Below are 15,646 nucleotides of genomic sequence, written 5' to 3'. Positions count from 1 at the left end.
ATGATTATTTCAGCAATCCGCCACGTAATTGATTCACTCCAAATTCCAGATAAGCTTTTAAACAGGTCAGCATAAATACCCAACCTTCTTTATTGTCCAGAATATTATGTATTAATGCAGGGTCATTCTCTTGAAAGCCTTCTTCCATTATTTCAATAATCGTGCCGGACGGATCCATTTCTTTAAAGTTGATGGTTACGGTATGTTCGTCCTCTGGCGGACCCCAAAGAAAGACAATTTTTTTATTCTCCTCTACTTTAACCGCTTTAATTTCCAGTTCAGCATTATACAAATCATATTCCAATTTGATGGTCTTTCCCGCTGCCCATCTTTCTGAACTCGAAGAGAACCAAAAATTCCCGATTTTAGAAGGATCGACAAAGGCCTCAAATACATCTTTGGCAGGCTTTTTAATTTGAAACTTTGTTAAATTATTCATTTCTAATCCACTCTCTTTCACGTATTAACATAATCAGGGTCGTCTCATAAAGTTTATTTTATACCATTTTAGCTTTTTCTTAGTCCACTATCTGAATAAATCTGTTTATCTTGTTTCGGTTTCACCTTCACACCAAAAATCCATCTCGTAACGGCCGTCCGCTTAATGATAAACTCATATATTAGCCAAGAAATAAGCAAAGTCAGGACCATAATGAGGAAAAACGACAGAATCATACCAAGATTGATTTTTAAAACATAGTAACCTATGACAACTAAAACACTCTGGTGAATAATATAGATAGGAAATGCTGCTTCATTCATGTACGGGATAGCCTTGTGAGGAAAATTCAAAAATTTGTGACCGAAACCCAAAATCACCGCAAGCGTTAGCCAAACATTGAAGGTTCTTAAAATAGATATAAGTATATCCACACCTTGGAAAATCGGCCCATCCTGATTCATTTGCAGCAAGACAACCCATGCCGGAACTAAAACGACCAGTGCTGCAAGTCCCTTCCCGCGAATACGATTAAACATATTTTGATAGCTTTGATGGGAACAAGTAATAAAGCCCATTATAAAAATTACCAAGAAAAAGAATGGATTTTGACCACCTGGTGCCGGGAGTGCCTGTGTCACAAACAAACCAATGAATAGTAGGAAAAATACAGATGGTCTGCTGCATACTTGATTAAATTTTTCTATTTTGCTTTTTCTCAGGGGATTTTTATAAAAGTTGAAAAACGGCAAGGCCACAACCGAAAGGACAAATAAATAGAGTATGAACCAAAGGTGTGCCGGTGTGAAGGTGCCAAAATAGCCGGATAAATCGCTGAAATCAGTAAAAAATGTTCTTAAAAAAGTGAAATAATTCCCTGCTGCTCCTGTGTGATTTAATTTCGCAAAATAGCCCTGTGGCGGAATGATAAACAAAACGCCAAAAATCAGGGGAGTCAACAATCGATTAATGCGATCCTTTATGTATTCCTGGTTCGACCTCCTCTTTAGGGCGTACCAGCTCGCTGACCCTGCCAGCCAAAAGAGCAGCGGCATAAACCAATAACTGGTTACGGCAATGAACCAACTAAGCCCCCAGCTTAATTCCCCACTTTTCACATAAAACGGATCCCAATAATCAAACACCCTGGCGGAGTGAAAAGGAAACAACAGCAGGATTCCCAGATTTCTCAGCCAATCAATATCGTATCTTCGATTCTCACTCAATCAGACTCCTCCAGCCTAAAAACCAATTTTTTCCTAGATTTATTGTAGTGATTCCCACTGCTTCTTACAAGGAAAATTTTCCTAAAAACGAAAAATCCCCCGATAATGGGAGTTTCATATTATGCTTTTATGAAAAATTAGAAGGACTACATTCTTGTAGAAAACACAAAATAGCGGACTGGAAACAAAAATCCAACCCGCTTATTAATTCTATGAACCTTTTTTAGTTAACGAACCTTCCTGTTTTACCCATTGAGCTCCAGTATTCATTACGGAGGTGAACCTTTTGGATTTTTCCGGAGGCAGTCTTCGGAAGTTCCTTTACAAAGGTGACACCTGTAACCGCTTTAAAATGAGCCAATTTTTTACGGGAAAACGAAATGATGTCCGCTTCGCTGACTTCAGCACCTTCGCGCAAAACTACATATGCATGGGGAGTTTCGCCCCATTTTTCATGAGGAACTGCAATGACGGCAGCCTCTAATACCGCAGGATGCTCGTAAAGCGCCCCTTCCACTTCAATGGAAGAGATGTTTTCTCCGCCGCTGATAATAATATCCTTTTTCCGGTCAACGATCTCGATATTACCGTATTCATCGACCGTTCCCATGTCACCCGTGTGGAGCCAGCCGTTTCGGATTGTTTCCATGGTCGCCTCCGGGTTTTTCCAATAGCCAAGCATAACACCGTGGCTTCTTGTGACGACTTCACCAATCTCCTGACCGTTATGGGCTACCTCTTCTCCATGCTCGTTGACTACTCTAACATCAGAACCAATCATTGGATAACCCGCTTTTGCTTTGATGCGTGCTTTCGTTTCGGGTGACAAGTGTGTAAGCTCCGAGCGGATTGTTGAAACCAAGCTTAGAGGCGTAGATTCTGTCATTCCGTACACTTGAATAAACTCCCAGCCAAGCTCTTGTTCAACGCGGGTCACGAAGGCCGGTGGCGGCGCGGAACCCGCTATAACCACGCGCACGTCATGCTCTATTGCCGGTTTATTTTTTTCATAGTATTGCAGCAAAGAATTCAGCACGGTTGGTGCCATGTGCAGCACTGTCACCTTATGTTCCTGGATGGCATGAAAAATTGATTCAGGAGTTGCCTTTTTCAAACAAACATGTGTTGCACCATTCGCCGTATAATAAAATGGCGAACCCCAGCCGTTCACATGGAACATCGGAAGAACATGAAGATAGACATCTCGGTCGCTCACGCGCAGGTGGTGCATCGTGCTTAACGCATGCAAATAATTATTGCGGTGCGTCAGCATAACCCCCTTAGGGTTTCCAGTTGTGCCGCTTGTATAAAGAAGACTGCAGACGTCATTTTCATCAAGTTCTGCACGATTGAAATTCCCTGATGGGTAGCCTGCCAGCCATTTCTCATAATCTACCTCATCGGTTTGTTCATCTTTATATTGAACAATAATGTGTTTGACTGTTTCGAGCTGCTCTTTAATTGGAGTGATTAATTGATACAAATCCTGGTCAACCAGCAGTACTTTGGATTCACTATGATTTAAAATAAATAAGTAATCCTCAGGCTTCAAGCGGATATTGAGCGGAACCATGATGGCCCCAAGCTGGAAAGTGCCATAAAAACCTTCAAGCATTTCAACAGTGTTTGGCGCAAGAAATGCAACCCGTTCCCCTTTTTCTACACCTAATTCCCTTAACCCATGAGATAGCTGGTTTACTCTGCCATTCAGCTCAGCATATGTAAATTGGCGTTCATCGCAAAAAACAGCCTGCTTGTCTCCATAAAGAGAAACGGCACGATCTAAAAATTCCGGAAGTATTAAAGGTACATTCATTTTTTTCACCTCTTTTTAAATTTTAGAATATTCCAACATAATATTATTCTATCATACAATTTTTAAATAAAAATACAAAAATTTGTCTAAAAATAAATAATTGCACCTAAGTACTAATCTGCTGGAAAATCCCATAAAATAGAATATACGTTCGTAGAGGAGGACGAGGAAATGCTTAAAAGCAATGATTCCTTGATTACAGGTGAGATGTTAGTCAAATATTACGAACTAAACAAAAAGAAAAAAGAAATCGAACTGGAAATGGATGAATTAAAGGAAGTGTTTCAAAGCTATTTTAATAATTTAGTAGGAAAGGACATGAAGGGCGAAATTACGGTGAGCGGTTATAAATTGCAAAGGCAGATTCGCAAAATGGAAAAATTCCATGAGGCGGAAACGGTGAAAAGGTTGGAAGAAATGCAATTGAACGACCTCATCCAATTGGTGAAGAAGCCCGATGATTCAAAAATAAAAGCGGCGCTCGAACTGGGATTAATAAAGCCAAATCAACTAGAGGGCTGTATCGTTACTTCTCTTTCCCCTGCTATCTCGGTAAAACCAGTGACACCGCGATAAATACAGACAGAAGATTTTTATGGGTAAATTTCATTTTTTTGTAATCGCTTGGGACTTCCAGGCGTTTTTTCGTTTTGTTCTTCATTACTTCATGAAGGACACTTCCCTCTTGAAGTCCCTTCGTTTTGGTCCTCATCAGCTTCATGAAGGACACTTCCCTTTTGAAATCTTTCCTCTTTGCCACCCCATTTTTGTCCCATACCCAATTTCTGTTAACCTTTCCCCTTTCTACTTTTTTGTTATCCCCCATGCATCAGCCAGAACCCGTATCCCCTCTTTAATTTGATTCTCTGACAGCCCGCCGTACCCAAGTAAAACCATCGAATCCACCCCGCCAGCCAACTCCGCATCATAGACAGACAACGGATACACCTTTACTCCAGCAGCCATCGCCCTCCGTACCAACTCCTCCTCCCTCATGCCATTCCTAACGTCCAAAACAATATGCAAACCCGATTTTTCACCGATTACCTTCACCCATTCACCCATAAAATCATGAATCGCTGAAATCAGGGAGGCTTGCTTTCTCCGGTAAAGTGTCCTCATTTTATTTAAATGGGTTTGCCAGTGTCCGTCGTGCATAAAACGATAAAGCGTATCCTGATGGAGCCGGGAGACCGTTTGTTTATAAATGGTGAATTGCTCCCTGTACCTGGCCAGCAGTTCTTCAGGCAGGACCATATAACTGATTCGCAAGGATGGGATCAACGACTTTGAAAAGGTGCCTAAATAAACAGCTCTTCCGGATGAATCCAGCCCTTGCAAAGCTGGAATCGGTTTGCCTTTATATCGGTATTCCCCGTCGTAATCATCCTCAATAATGTATCCGTCCCTTTCTTCCGCCCATTTCAACAATTCCATTCGTCGAGCAATTGGCATAACCATTCCCAGCGGGAACTGATGGGATGGAGTGACATACACGACACGGGCGCCGCTCCCGCGCAAACATTCTACAGCAATCCCTTCTTCATCCAAAGGAACCGGAACAGTTCTGACACCTAAATCTTGCAAAACTGCCCTTGTCCGGTGAAATCCAGGGTTCTCCAAGGCATAAATTTCATCCCTGCCGATTACTAAACAAAGGAGTCCCATCAATACCTGTGTTCCCGCACCAACAACAATTTGCTCAGCTTTGCACCGAACACCCCTAGACTGAAATAAATACTTGGCAATTTCCTCGCGAAGCAGCTTTTCCCCTTGCGGATTGCCGGTATAAAACAAATCCCCCTGATCCTCATATAAGGCTTGAACCGACAGCCTTCTCCATAAACTGAATGGAAAATGTTCAAGGTCGACCTTTCCCGAATTAAAATCTATTTTTACAGCAGGACCCGTCAGCTCCTCAACCATCCTTACAGGCTCCACCTTATCATGACTGACCATTAAATCCTCCAGCAGCTCAACAACAAACAAACCTGAACGCGGACGGCTTTCCAGAAACCCTTCCGCACAAAGCTGGTCAAAGGCAGACTGAATCGTGTTTAGACTTAGTCCCAAATATTTAGCCAAATTTCGTTTGGATGGCAATTTTTCCAGAGGTTTAATATTACCTTTAAAAATTTCATCTTTGATAAAGTTCGCAAGCTGCATATATAAAGGTGTTGGGCTTTTATGATCCAATACAGGCATTACCTCAAGCATTGCCAATCCCCCCCAAAAGCTGACCCTACTAAAATCATTTAATCTGATATCTTTGATTATACCAGTTTACCAATTAAACTTGAGTTCACATCTAAGATTTTCTCTTTGTGAATCCGTAACTTAATCTCTAAAATTTTTCCAACAAAGTAGGATTGTTCCTACTTTTTTCATAAAAAAGGAAATTTTGTAAATAATATAACTATGACATATTGTGAAATGGGGTCATGTAAATGAATCATGCCAATATTAAGCTTACAGCATCTGAATATTCGGTGACAAAAGACCGTTAAATGCTATTGAGATTTCTCATTTATTTTTAAATGTGCATACTAATTCAATTGGTGCAAAAATCTCTCTTAGTTTCGCACAAACCTCACCATCTAAGGAAGTTCAGGAGTTCATGTTACGAGGCAAAGAAATTTCACAAAAACATGTCACGATTTTTGCGCAAACTTTACTGGAAAATAATTTACAAACACCTGAATCTTCAGATATTGGAATCACAGATTCCACTATACAAGTGTTCTCAGAAAAACTTATGATGTACCATATGGCACTGTTAAGTGCCGCCGGATCGGGGAATTATGCAACTGCAGCAGCAGCCAGCCAGCGAACAGATTTATTCCAGATGTATGACCGTCTGTCACTGGAAATTGCCAAATTCGCTAAGAGTGGTGCCGATATTATGATCAAAAACAGCTGGCTAGAACAACCCCCAGGGACGAAAGACAAAGAGATGCTGTCTAAAAAGAAGGAAGGGTAAACTTAATCCGAACTATTTTTTTCTTTATTGAAATTGGCTACCCAATAAATATCCCAAGTAAGCAAGAAAAATTCCGATTATGTAGGTTAAGAATGTATAAAGATAAAATTGCCATTTTTGTTTTTTCAAAAGGAATTGTAACATTTCCAATTTTAACGTAGAAAATGTGGTAAAGGCTCCCATGAACCCGGTTCCAAGTAATAGGGCGGTCGTTGGGTCGGCCTTTGCCCCGCTAATTATTCCTAGAAGAAATGCGCCGGCCAAATTAACAGTTAAAGTTCCTAGCGGAATTGCTGCCTTTGCATTTAACTGCTTGCTTATCAAAAAACGGGCAATTGCGCCAAAAAATCCCCCTAATCCAACCATTATTAAATGGACAATTGTCATGATTTTTGCACCGCCTCACTGTATTTAAATCCTAATCGGCTCATTATAAGACCACCGATAACACTAATAGCAACGTATAATACGCCTAAAACAACTTTTCCATGATGAAACAATTGGACGGTTTCAACACTAAGCGTGGAAAATGTGGTAAATGAGCCGACGAACCCTGTCCCAATCGCAGTTGTAATCATAGGTGGCAACGAAACCCGTTTAAACAAATTAGTCGTAAACCACGCCAGCAGAAAACTCCCGATTAAGTTAATGGTTAAAGTGGAAAAAGGAAAAGAACCACCTTTAAACAGCGCAATCCCTATCCAATACCTTAAGATTGCACCTAGCGCCCCGGCAATGCCCACTAAAAAATAAACCAAATGAAATGCCCCCTTGGCTTCGATATAAAAAACTCCTGCAAGGAAACACCCCGCAGGAGATAACAACAAATTTATTATAAACCCTGATTTTTGAAAAAGAAAGATTCCCTATTTTAGAAAAATAAATGTGAGAAAATTTGCCGGTCCTTATGTTCCTCATATAGCTGATCGACCAACTCTTGGTGTTCGGCCTCTTCCATGGTCACATTGCGTTTTTTTATTGTTATGGTAAAAAATAACATATTCAAGTTCATTTTGAGTTCCTCCTTCTAAGGTTTCCTTTATTTATCTCTAGTATAGAAGGATTTCCCATTTCTAAAATCGTGACTATGATGGAGATTTTCCTACTCCTTTAGTCTGAGAATAGTTATCTCGTGTGAACATTTTATGTACAGAATAAATCTTTTTAGCTGCGTACTGCTACCTTTTCCGGAAGCTCTGCCCCTTCCCAATCTTTACAAACATCGACCCAATCCTTGGCGAAGCAATATTCAAAAATTTCATCACCTGTCAACTCGATTGCAGAATTTGCGCTTCCGCAAGCTGGAAAGAGAGTTTCAAAACGTTTAATGGAAACATCTAAATACACATCTAAATCATTTTTCAAACCAAATGGACATACACCGCCTACAGCATGTCCCGTTTGTTCCAACACTTCTTCGGCAGATAACATGCGGGCTTTAAAGCCAAAGGTCTGCCTAAATTTTTTATTATCAATTTTTGCATCACCAGCCGCCACAACCAGAATGGCTTTTTCTTCTTCCCCTCTGAAGGACAAAGTTTTAGCAATACGCGCCGGAATAACGCCGATGGTTTCAGCAGCAAGATCCACTGTTGCACTCGACGAATCAAACTCCATCACATCCTGTTCCCGTCCCCATTGCTTGAAATGGGCTTTCACACTTTCTAAAGACATCCTATTCCATCCTTTCCCAGCAATTTTATGAAGTATCATAACAATTTTCGTGACGCAAAACAAATCAAATGCTTATCTTTGAAGCTTTTCAGCACTTAGGGACACCTGCAACTATATTGTTAGATACTGCTATCATTTATCTACTTAAACAATATAAAATTGATATATATTTGCAATCACATTAAGATTAGGGACATTTGCCTATTTTTGTAGTCTCTCCATCGCTTATTATGATTTAATGGAAATAAATAAACAATTGGGAGGTAATTAAGTGAATTCATTATTTAGTAAAGTATTAGAATTAGACATTGCTTATCTAGATACCTTTACGAATAGAATCGACACATCCTGGGGGTATTTGTTTCATAATGAAAATCAGCCAGCCTATTATGATGCTAATCATGCGCATATCCATGAAGCTCCGTCTGATCCAAAGTTTGTCATTGAAGAGGTACTTGATTTTTATCAAAAAAGAAACTTGACCCCAAGATTCTATATCTTCAATATTGAAAATCAAGGACCTTTAATCAAAGAATTGTATGCCAGCGGCTTTCGATATGAGGAGCTCGTCTCCCCTGTCCAAATTTGGAATAAAGAATTAACATCACGACAGCAAAATAACAGAATACAAATAGAGAGAGTCACAGAGGCCAATTATACTGATGCATTAGAAATCGAATGCCAAATTAAAGAGTTTGGCGGCCGGGGGGTGAGGGAAAAAGCCTTTGCCGTAGAGTTTAAACACCCAGCATTCAGCCGCTATCTGCTTAAGTTGGATGGCATTGCCTGCTCCACTGCCTGTTTGTTCGAGCATGGGAATCAAGTCCGTTTGGAACACGTTGCCACACTTGAAGAATATCGCGGCAAAGGCTTAATCGGCGACCTCATTTATTTTCTTCAAGAAGAAGTAAAGAAAAAAGGCTTGGAGAACTTGTGGGTTTTTCCTATCGATGAGCGGGTTGAGAATGTATATGCCAAATACGGATTTCAATCGTTAGGAAAATTTATTACAGGGCATGCTTTTTTGTCTGGAAAAAGCGTGATGGAAATCAGAGGCAGCTAATGGTGTTCCCTAATCAAATAATTAGTTTAAACGAAGTTAGGTAGGGACAAATTCCCCCTTTTAAAACGTTTGAAACTTTTGTAATATTAAGAGATTGAGAGCTTAGAAACACCTTTGGGGGGATACAAATGAATTCGCATGGTGCAGTTTTGCCATATCCGCGGGCAAAGGGCATTATATTGGTGATTATCGCAGCTGTCTGCTGGGGCGCTTCCGGTACAGTTGCCCAATATTTATTTCACAATAAAGGCTTTAACTCAGGTTGGACGGTTGTCATTCGACTCCTTCTTTCCGGGACAGGATTATTATTTTTTGCACAAACTGTTGCGAAGCAAAATATATGGAATGTTTGGAAAAACAAACAGGATGTGGTCCAGCTTGTCTTGTTTGGAATCTTCGGCATGCTTGCTGCTCAGTATACCTATTTTGCAGCGATTGAGTATAGTAATGCAGCTGCCGCAACGGTCCTTCAATACTTGGCACCTGTTATGATTGCTTCTTACCTTTGTATGAGGGAAAAAAAATTACCGTCAAAGCTTGAAGTGATGGCCATTTTGTTCGCATTGGGCGGAACATTTTTGCTAGTTACAAAAGGCAATATTCATTCGTTAGCAATCTCTGTACCTGGTTTTGCTTGGGGAATTCTTTCAGCATTTGCGCTTGCTTTTTACACACTATACCCGGGCCGCCTGCTTGCAAAGTGGGGGTCGCTCATTACGGTTGGATGGGGAATGATGATCGGCGGTATCGTCTTCAGCTTTGTCTATCGACCATGGCAGTTTCATGGTGATTGGTCCGGGACGTCATTTTTGGCGATGGTGTTTGTCATCATTTTCGGAACAATCATCGCTTTTTTCTGTTACATGGAAAGCATGAAGTATATTAATGCATCAGAAGCGAGTCTTCTTGCTTCCGCAGAACCTTTATCGGCAGCCTTTTTATCTGTTGCTTGGTTGCAGGTTTCGTTTGGACCCGCTGAGTGGCTCGGCTCCTTCGCCATCATTGCAACAATATTTATTTTATCGGCTGTAAAAAAATAAGGATAACCCATAACGACTCCTTTTGGGTTACCCTCTGTTTTGGCTAATAAGAAAGTATTAACTTTCTGTCGAAAGATTAATACTTTCTTAACGCATAAATTCAACTACGCCTCATGAACCGCCCTATCGGACTCGCCAATCGGCGAGTTTTCATTTATTATTCTCCTAAATCAACGTTATGATAAACCTGTTGAACATCATCAAGATCTTCAAGTGTATCGATTAATTTCTCGAACTTAGCAACAGCATCTTCCGGAAGCTCAACCTCGTTTTGCGCAAGCATGGTAAGCTCGGCAGTTGTAAACTCAGTAATACCTGCAGCTTTGAACGCTTCCTGCATGGCATGGAATTGGTCTGGTTCCGCATACACAATCACCTGATCGTCTTCCTCTACCACGTCACGGACGTTTACGTCTGCTTCCATTAGAAGTTCAAGAACTTCTTCTTCGGATTTGCCTTCTACGCCAATTACAGCAGTGGCATCGAACATATATGCAACAGAACCACTAACACCCATATTTCCGCCATTTTTTCCAAATGCGGCGCGGACCTCCGAAGCAGTGCGGTTTACGTTATTAGTTAAGGCATCAACAATAATCATCGAGCCATTCGGACCAAAGCCTTCATAACGAAGTTCATCAAAGCTCTCATCAGAACCGCCTTTAGCTTTATCAATCGCCTTGTCAATAATATGCCTTGGCACGCTGTAAGTCTTAGCACGCTCTAGGACGAATTTTAAACCCTGATTGGCCTCTGGATCTGGTTCTCCGCGACGTGCTGCCACGTAGATTTCACGGCCAAATTTAGCATAAATACGACTCGTGTTAGCGTCCTTTGCTGCTTTTTTATCCTTGATATTGTTCCATTTACGACCCATATGAACACTCTCTTTCTGGTTTGAATCTATCCAAAATAATTTATGAAAAAGCTGTTACGATTCATCCTTTTCAAAAATTGCTTATTGGAAGTCTATTTTCTAAATATACACAGATAATATTATACCTAATTTAGCTCATTTGTTAAGAGTTTGATTTTTAAAAAGAAAGAAAGTTCATTAGAAAATGATTAGTAACTAACCATTCAGCGGGTGATAACGACATTGATTACCAAAAATAATAACGAGAAATCCACTGTACAACCAATAATACAATGCCCATACCGATGTTTATCCAGCCTAAAAAAAGTGTTGCGATTTTTTCCTTTTTCATATTCGCATTTTTATATGCTTTACTGTCGGTAAGGAGAATTAAAGTGCCTGTTAAAAATAAGATGACGATGACATATCCTAAAAACCCAATATACATGCATGACACCCTCTAAAGTTATTTTGCTTTCATACCGACACGATGTATATGGGTACTTACCTGAACATCATAGGTAAGATTTTTATATACCTCTTCCCATCTATCTTTGGTTTTCACCTTATTATTCCAATAATTTGGTAGTTTCGCTCGAAAATGTTCTCCAAATCCAAATACATCAGATTCCGATTTTTGTGTCTTTGCGATCAATTTTCGAATAGATTGATCGACACCTTTAGAAGTTTCCGTTTCAATTTTCTTTATTATGCGAGAATTTGTTAACATAATCTTTGGACCTTGTTTTTCATCAATTTCACTTTCATATCGAACTTTGATAACTACATGTGGTTTTCCATCCTTAAGACTAACATTTATTTTCGTTTTCCGGTTAATGGCCCTGACAATTACCATTTCATCAGTGTCTGGCACATTTACGAAGGCTGCATAGCCCCCCCTTCCGATACCAAGGATGGCCATGTAGATGCCAATTTCTAAAGGAGTGGTCTTTCCTGCCATCTTGTCCCCCTTGAAATAGGCAAGACCATTCAATTGAATATTTTCTTTACCTTTAATAGCTAAGTAGGGCAAGTATGGATCCTGGCCTTTGCTGGATTGCACCGTCCAAAACAAACCAATAAAGCTGGGGGGGAATCTTCCCAACGCTGATAAATTATCAACCATATCTGCTAAATAAAGGGATGGGACCCGCTCAAGTTCCGGAGACAGCTTCATATAGGTGGACGCAGGCTCTTTAGAAACAACAAGGGAAGCGGTTCTTCGAATTTCCGGATTGCGCCTAAGAAAATCGTTAAATCTTAGTGTTCCTTCTTTTGCCACTTTTTCATTTAGTACGATAATTCGCAAATGCCCCAAAAACAATTCATCAGCTATCTCCTGCTGAAGATTGAGCATTGCATCTTCAAAAGTATGTCCTATCACCTTAACCACCAAAACAGAACTTCCTGAACTTTTTGTTTGTTCAGGACCTAATGGAATTCGACCGGGTACAGCAACTTGAGCCGTTAATTTGATAATTCCTTCCTTTGGATTAGGGAATTTACTTCCTAAATGAGCGATGGCTTCTTCCTTATTCTTTTCTTTTTCATCTGCTTCATCAATTCCGATGGCCAGAACATTTGCGCGCTGTTCAATTTCTTGGCTATCCCAACAGCCGCTGAGCAGAGGAATGACTAATATGGTTGCGATCAGTATTTTTATATAATCATTCAACACGTTTTTTCTGCCTCCATCCCTTTAAAAGGTCAATCGCTAATAACAATAGCGGGTACATGATGGTTATCACTAGACCCGCTCTGCCAATCATTTGGATTACCTCATACATATGTAAGATGTTTTGCGGAAGCATGGCGAGAACAAACACAATTGGCATGATGAAATAGGAAAGAGCTTTATGGTCCTTTAACCTAAAAAGTTCTTTTATAGAATGAATGGTAAAAAAATAGCTCGAGAAAAGGGTCGTAAAAACAGCTGTTACCCAAACAGCTAAAAAAATAACATCCAGACGTTGTAAAATATTACCCGGCACGCTCGTTGTTCTGGCCAATTCCAGCGTTGGCCAAAACAGATGTTTGATTTCTTCAGGCCCGAACACAGAGACTGTTGCAATGACAATTAATAGGTATAACCCTCCTGATATGAAAATCCCCCAAAAACTCGCCTTAAGGGCTTTTTGGGGATTTTTCATTGCTGGAATTATCATCGTAATGATAAAAGAACCTTGTAACAAGGCAGAAATAGTCAACATTCCAGACATCATTTCTTTAAAGTTGTTTCCAACCAGCGGCCGTAAATACAGGATGTTGGCATTTTTTAGCGATAAGGCCACGACAATTAAAGCTGGAGCCAAAATAATTGGAAAATAAAAATTATGAATATATGCAAAAACATTGATATTGTTCCGGCAGCTTATACATGCAAGAGATAGCATCACGATGACGGTTACTTCCAACGGCGTTTCTCTCAATACTGCCGTTACAACAACAGCCCCAAATTCACGTGCTGCTAGGCCTGTTAATACTAAAAAGAAGGAAATAATGAACAGGCTGCAAAATCTCCCAAGCCATTTACCTACAATATCCTCACTGTACATAATGATCGTTTTATCCGGATGTCGGATTCCAAGATACGCGAGGATAAATAAGCCGATGGCGGCAAAACCAATTCCTAATAATGTGACGAATGGTGCACCTGTATCCCCTGATCGAACTGCAAACAAAGGCAACGGAAGAACTCCTACTCCGATAATGGTACTAATTAAGGTCGTTGTTGCCTGAAGAGTTGTTATCTCCTTTGGATCCCCCATTATTCGAAGCCTCCCGTTGATCGTTTCCTAGCTTGTTATGTTTTAAGACAGTATTTTCATTTTTGCCAAGCCTGGTTCGATTTTCTGGATGTAGAAACTCCGGCCTTTTTGGCATCCACCACAATGGGCTGCGGATTACAACATCCTTCATGCCTTGATAGTTTTCTGGTGAGACAGGTGACATGTACGGGACACCAAAAGATTTTAAGGATAACATATGATTAAAAATAAAGATGATCCCTATAACGACACCGTATAATCCCAAAATCGCTGCCATGATCATAATCGGAAATCTAAGCATCCTTAAGGCAAAGGCAGCCGTGTAGGCTGGTGTTGCAAAAGATCCAATGGTCGTTAAGGCTATGACGACCACTGTAATTGGACTCGACAACCCTGCCTCAACTGCAGCCTGACCAATAACTAAAACACCCACAATCGATAAGGCTCCGCCCACTTGTTTGGGAAGGCGAACCGTTGCTTCACGTAAAATTTCCATCGAAATTTCAATGATTAATACTTCAATTACAGCAGGATACGGGACACCCGCACGTCCACCCGCTACCGCTACAGCAAACTCAGTCGGCAGAAGTTCGGGGTTAAATGAAATCAGTGACACATATAAGGACGGAAAAACAAGTGAAAATACCAGAGCTAATATCCGGGCGAGCCTGACAAAGCTGCCCATCAAGAATCTTGACGAATAGTCCTCAGTTGTTTGATAGAATTGATTAAAAACAACTGGAACTAACAAAGCAAAAGGGGAGCCGTCGACAAGAATGGCGACTCTCCCTTCAATCAAATTTGCTACTGTCCGGTCAGGCCTTTCCGTAGACTGCGTTTGGGGAAATGGTGAGAAAGGGTTATCTTCAATAAATTGTTCCAAATAACCCACATCCAAAATGGCATCTATATCAATTTCAGAAAGTCTTTTTTCCACTTCCTTTACAACCTTCTCATTTGCAATTCCTTTAATATAGCAAATGGCAACAGTTGATTTTGTCAAACGGCCAATTTTCATCGATTTTACTTGGAAATCACTGGTTGGAAGACGATATCGAAGCAACATAATATTTGTTGAGATATTTTCTATATACCCTTCCCGTGGTCCTAAAATAACCTGCTCCGTCTCCGGTTGGTCAATGGAGCGTTTTTCAATCCTCTTCGTTCCTATATGAATGGCAATAGGAATACCGTCAATTAAAACAACGGTTTCTCCGCGTAAAAGAGCTTCAATTAATTGATCAGTATTCCTCCCAGTATCTGCAAGGCTATGATATAGAGTTTCATTCATAATGATGTCAATCAAATTATCAGGCTGTATTTTTCTACCTAACAAATGGTCAGGTACATACATAAGTGACTTTAAAATATCCTTATTAATGGCCTCTTGATTTACGATATTGGAAAAATAAAATAGCACCGATTGAAATTGCCCAAAAATTTTAAATGGCTTAATGGTGAAATCGTCATTATCTCCTAAAATTTGCTTAATATATTCCTCATTTTCTCTAAGTGTACTGCTGATGTGTCTGTCACCTTGTTCCTCCTCCATTTCGCTATGAAACTTCATATATGTATTTTTTCTATTTTTATTTTTACTCTTTAGATTTTTAAATAAGGTCACTTCACCACCGCCTTACCGATAATTTTTGTCATTTTTCGGTAAATATTCCTTTCTGTCTTACTCTGCAATAATAAATTTTTTTACATATAAAAAAAGTGGTCCACTTTTCAAGTGAACCACTTACAACATTGCTAATATTAATTTTGGTGCCTTTCATAAT

Annotated in this window: 16 protein-coding genes and 1 pseudogene; 4 read left to right on the top strand and 13 right to left on the bottom strand. The window is 40.0% G+C overall.

Translation table 11 applies throughout. The features are described 5' to 3' along the window. Positions 1-4: 4 nt before the first annotated feature. From V5M37_RS12905 to V5M37_RS12895, 3 genes are all read right to left on the bottom strand, one after another. Positions 5-439, bottom strand: coding sequence for an SRPBCC family protein (locus V5M37_RS12905; RefSeq protein ID WP_423802278.1), 435 nt, complete (start codon positions 437-439; stop codon positions 5-7). A gap of 68 nt (positions 440-507) precedes the next feature. Next, positions 508-1,665 carry an acyltransferase family protein gene (locus V5M37_RS12900; RefSeq protein ID WP_423802277.1) on the bottom strand — a complete coding sequence of 386 codons (1,158 nt, stop codon included), beginning with the start codon at positions 1,663-1,665 and terminating at the stop codon, positions 508-510. Positions 1,666-1,888: 223 nt separating this feature from the next. Beyond that, positions 1,889-3,481: a long-chain-fatty-acid--CoA ligase gene (locus V5M37_RS12895; protein ID WP_423802276.1), complete on the bottom strand. Its 1,593-nt coding sequence runs from the start codon at positions 3,479-3,481 to the stop codon at positions 1,889-1,891. 171 nt (positions 3,482-3,652) lie between these two features. On the opposite strand from V5M37_RS12895, the gene V5M37_RS12890 reads away from it, so the two are divergent. Beyond that, a complete protein-coding gene (locus V5M37_RS12890; RefSeq protein ID WP_423802275.1) occupies positions 3,653-4,057 on the top strand; it encodes a hypothetical protein in 405 nt (134 codons plus the stop codon). Positions 4,058-4,285: 228 nt separating this feature from the next. Here V5M37_RS12890 and V5M37_RS12885 read toward each other — a convergent pair whose 3' ends face one another. Further along, complete coding sequence (locus tag V5M37_RS12885; protein WP_423802274.1) at positions 4,286-5,698, bottom strand: PLP-dependent aminotransferase family protein; 1,413 nt, start codon at positions 5,696-5,698, stop codon at positions 4,286-4,288. 268 nt (positions 5,699-5,966) lie between these two features. On the opposite strand from V5M37_RS12885, the pseudogene V5M37_RS12880 reads away from it, so the two are divergent. Next, positions 5,967-6,461, top strand: a pseudogene (locus V5M37_RS12880) (DUF3231 family protein); the annotation flags it as partial. 24 nt (positions 6,462-6,485) lie between these two features. Here the strand turns inward: V5M37_RS12880 and crcB (V5M37_RS12875) are convergent. The 4 genes from crcB (V5M37_RS12875) to V5M37_RS12860 form a co-directional block, all read right to left on the bottom strand. Beyond that, positions 6,486-6,848, bottom strand: coding sequence for a fluoride efflux transporter CrcB (crcB, locus tag V5M37_RS12875; protein ID WP_423802273.1), 363 nt, complete (start codon positions 6,846-6,848; stop codon positions 6,486-6,488). Further along, positions 6,845-7,219 (bottom strand): fluoride efflux transporter CrcB, encoded by a 375-nt coding sequence (gene crcB, locus V5M37_RS12870; protein ID WP_423802272.1) that lies wholly within the window; start codon positions 7,217-7,219, stop codon positions 6,845-6,847. Before crcB (V5M37_RS12870) ends, crcB (V5M37_RS12875) begins: the two co-directional genes overlap by 4 nt. A 113-nt stretch (positions 7,220-7,332) precedes the next feature. After that, positions 7,333-7,473: a YrzI family small protein gene (locus tag V5M37_RS12865; RefSeq protein WP_423802271.1), complete on the bottom strand. Its 141-nt coding sequence runs from the start codon at positions 7,471-7,473 to the stop codon at positions 7,333-7,335. Positions 7,474-7,625: 152 nt separating this feature from the next. Next, positions 7,626-8,135: a YbaK/EbsC family protein gene (locus V5M37_RS12860; RefSeq protein WP_423802270.1), complete on the bottom strand. Its 510-nt coding sequence runs from the start codon at positions 8,133-8,135 to the stop codon at positions 7,626-7,628. Positions 8,136-8,406: 271 nt separating this feature from the next. Between V5M37_RS12860 and V5M37_RS12855 the strand changes: the two genes are divergently transcribed. Together V5M37_RS12855 and V5M37_RS12850 are read left to right on the top strand one after the other, a co-directional pair. Continuing rightward, the gene (locus tag V5M37_RS12855; protein WP_423802269.1) at positions 8,407-9,198 is read left to right on the top strand and encodes a GNAT family N-acetyltransferase; all 792 of its coding nucleotides are present in this window, start codon (positions 8,407-8,409) and stop codon (positions 9,196-9,198) included. Between the two features lie 128 nt (positions 9,199-9,326). Beyond that, on the top strand, positions 9,327-10,238 hold the full coding sequence (locus tag V5M37_RS12850; protein WP_423802268.1) for a DMT family transporter: 912 nt from the start codon (positions 9,327-9,329) through the stop codon (positions 10,236-10,238). Between the two features lie 157 nt (positions 10,239-10,395). Here the strand turns inward: V5M37_RS12850 and V5M37_RS12845 are convergent, their stop codons facing one another. The 5 genes from V5M37_RS12845 to V5M37_RS12825 form a co-directional block, all read right to left on the bottom strand. Then, complete coding sequence (locus V5M37_RS12845) at positions 10,396-11,115, bottom strand: YebC/PmpR family DNA-binding transcriptional regulator (protein WP_423802267.1); 720 nt, start codon at positions 11,113-11,115, stop codon at positions 10,396-10,398. A 226-nt stretch (positions 11,116-11,341) separates the two neighbouring features. Then, positions 11,342-11,542 (bottom strand): CLC_0170 family protein, encoded by a 201-nt coding sequence (locus tag V5M37_RS12840; RefSeq protein WP_423802266.1) that lies wholly within the window; start codon positions 11,540-11,542, stop codon positions 11,342-11,344. A gap of 18 nt (positions 11,543-11,560) precedes the next feature. After that, positions 11,561-12,772 (bottom strand): Ger(x)C family spore germination protein, encoded by a 1,212-nt coding sequence (locus tag V5M37_RS12835; protein ID WP_423802265.1) that lies wholly within the window; start codon positions 12,770-12,772, stop codon positions 11,561-11,563. Next, positions 12,762-13,862, bottom strand: a complete 1,101-nt coding sequence (locus V5M37_RS12830; protein ID WP_423802264.1) for a GerAB/ArcD/ProY family transporter — start codon at positions 13,860-13,862, stop codon at positions 12,762-12,764. Before V5M37_RS12830 ends, V5M37_RS12835 begins: the two co-directional genes overlap by 11 nt. Then, positions 13,810-15,414, bottom strand: coding sequence for a spore germination protein (locus tag V5M37_RS12825; protein ID WP_423802263.1), 1,605 nt, complete (start codon positions 15,412-15,414; stop codon positions 13,810-13,812). Before V5M37_RS12825 ends, V5M37_RS12830 begins: the two co-directional genes overlap by 53 nt. Positions 15,415-15,646: the final 232 nt, after the last annotated feature.

This window comes from Neobacillus sp. SAB-20_R2A, assembly GCF_049568635.1.
Taxonomy (GTDB): Bacteria; Bacillota; Bacilli; order Bacillales; family Cytobacillaceae; genus Neobacillus; species Neobacillus citreus.
Note: the sequence above shows the minus strand (reverse complement) of the source record. Positions and strands in the feature narration are given on the sequence as shown.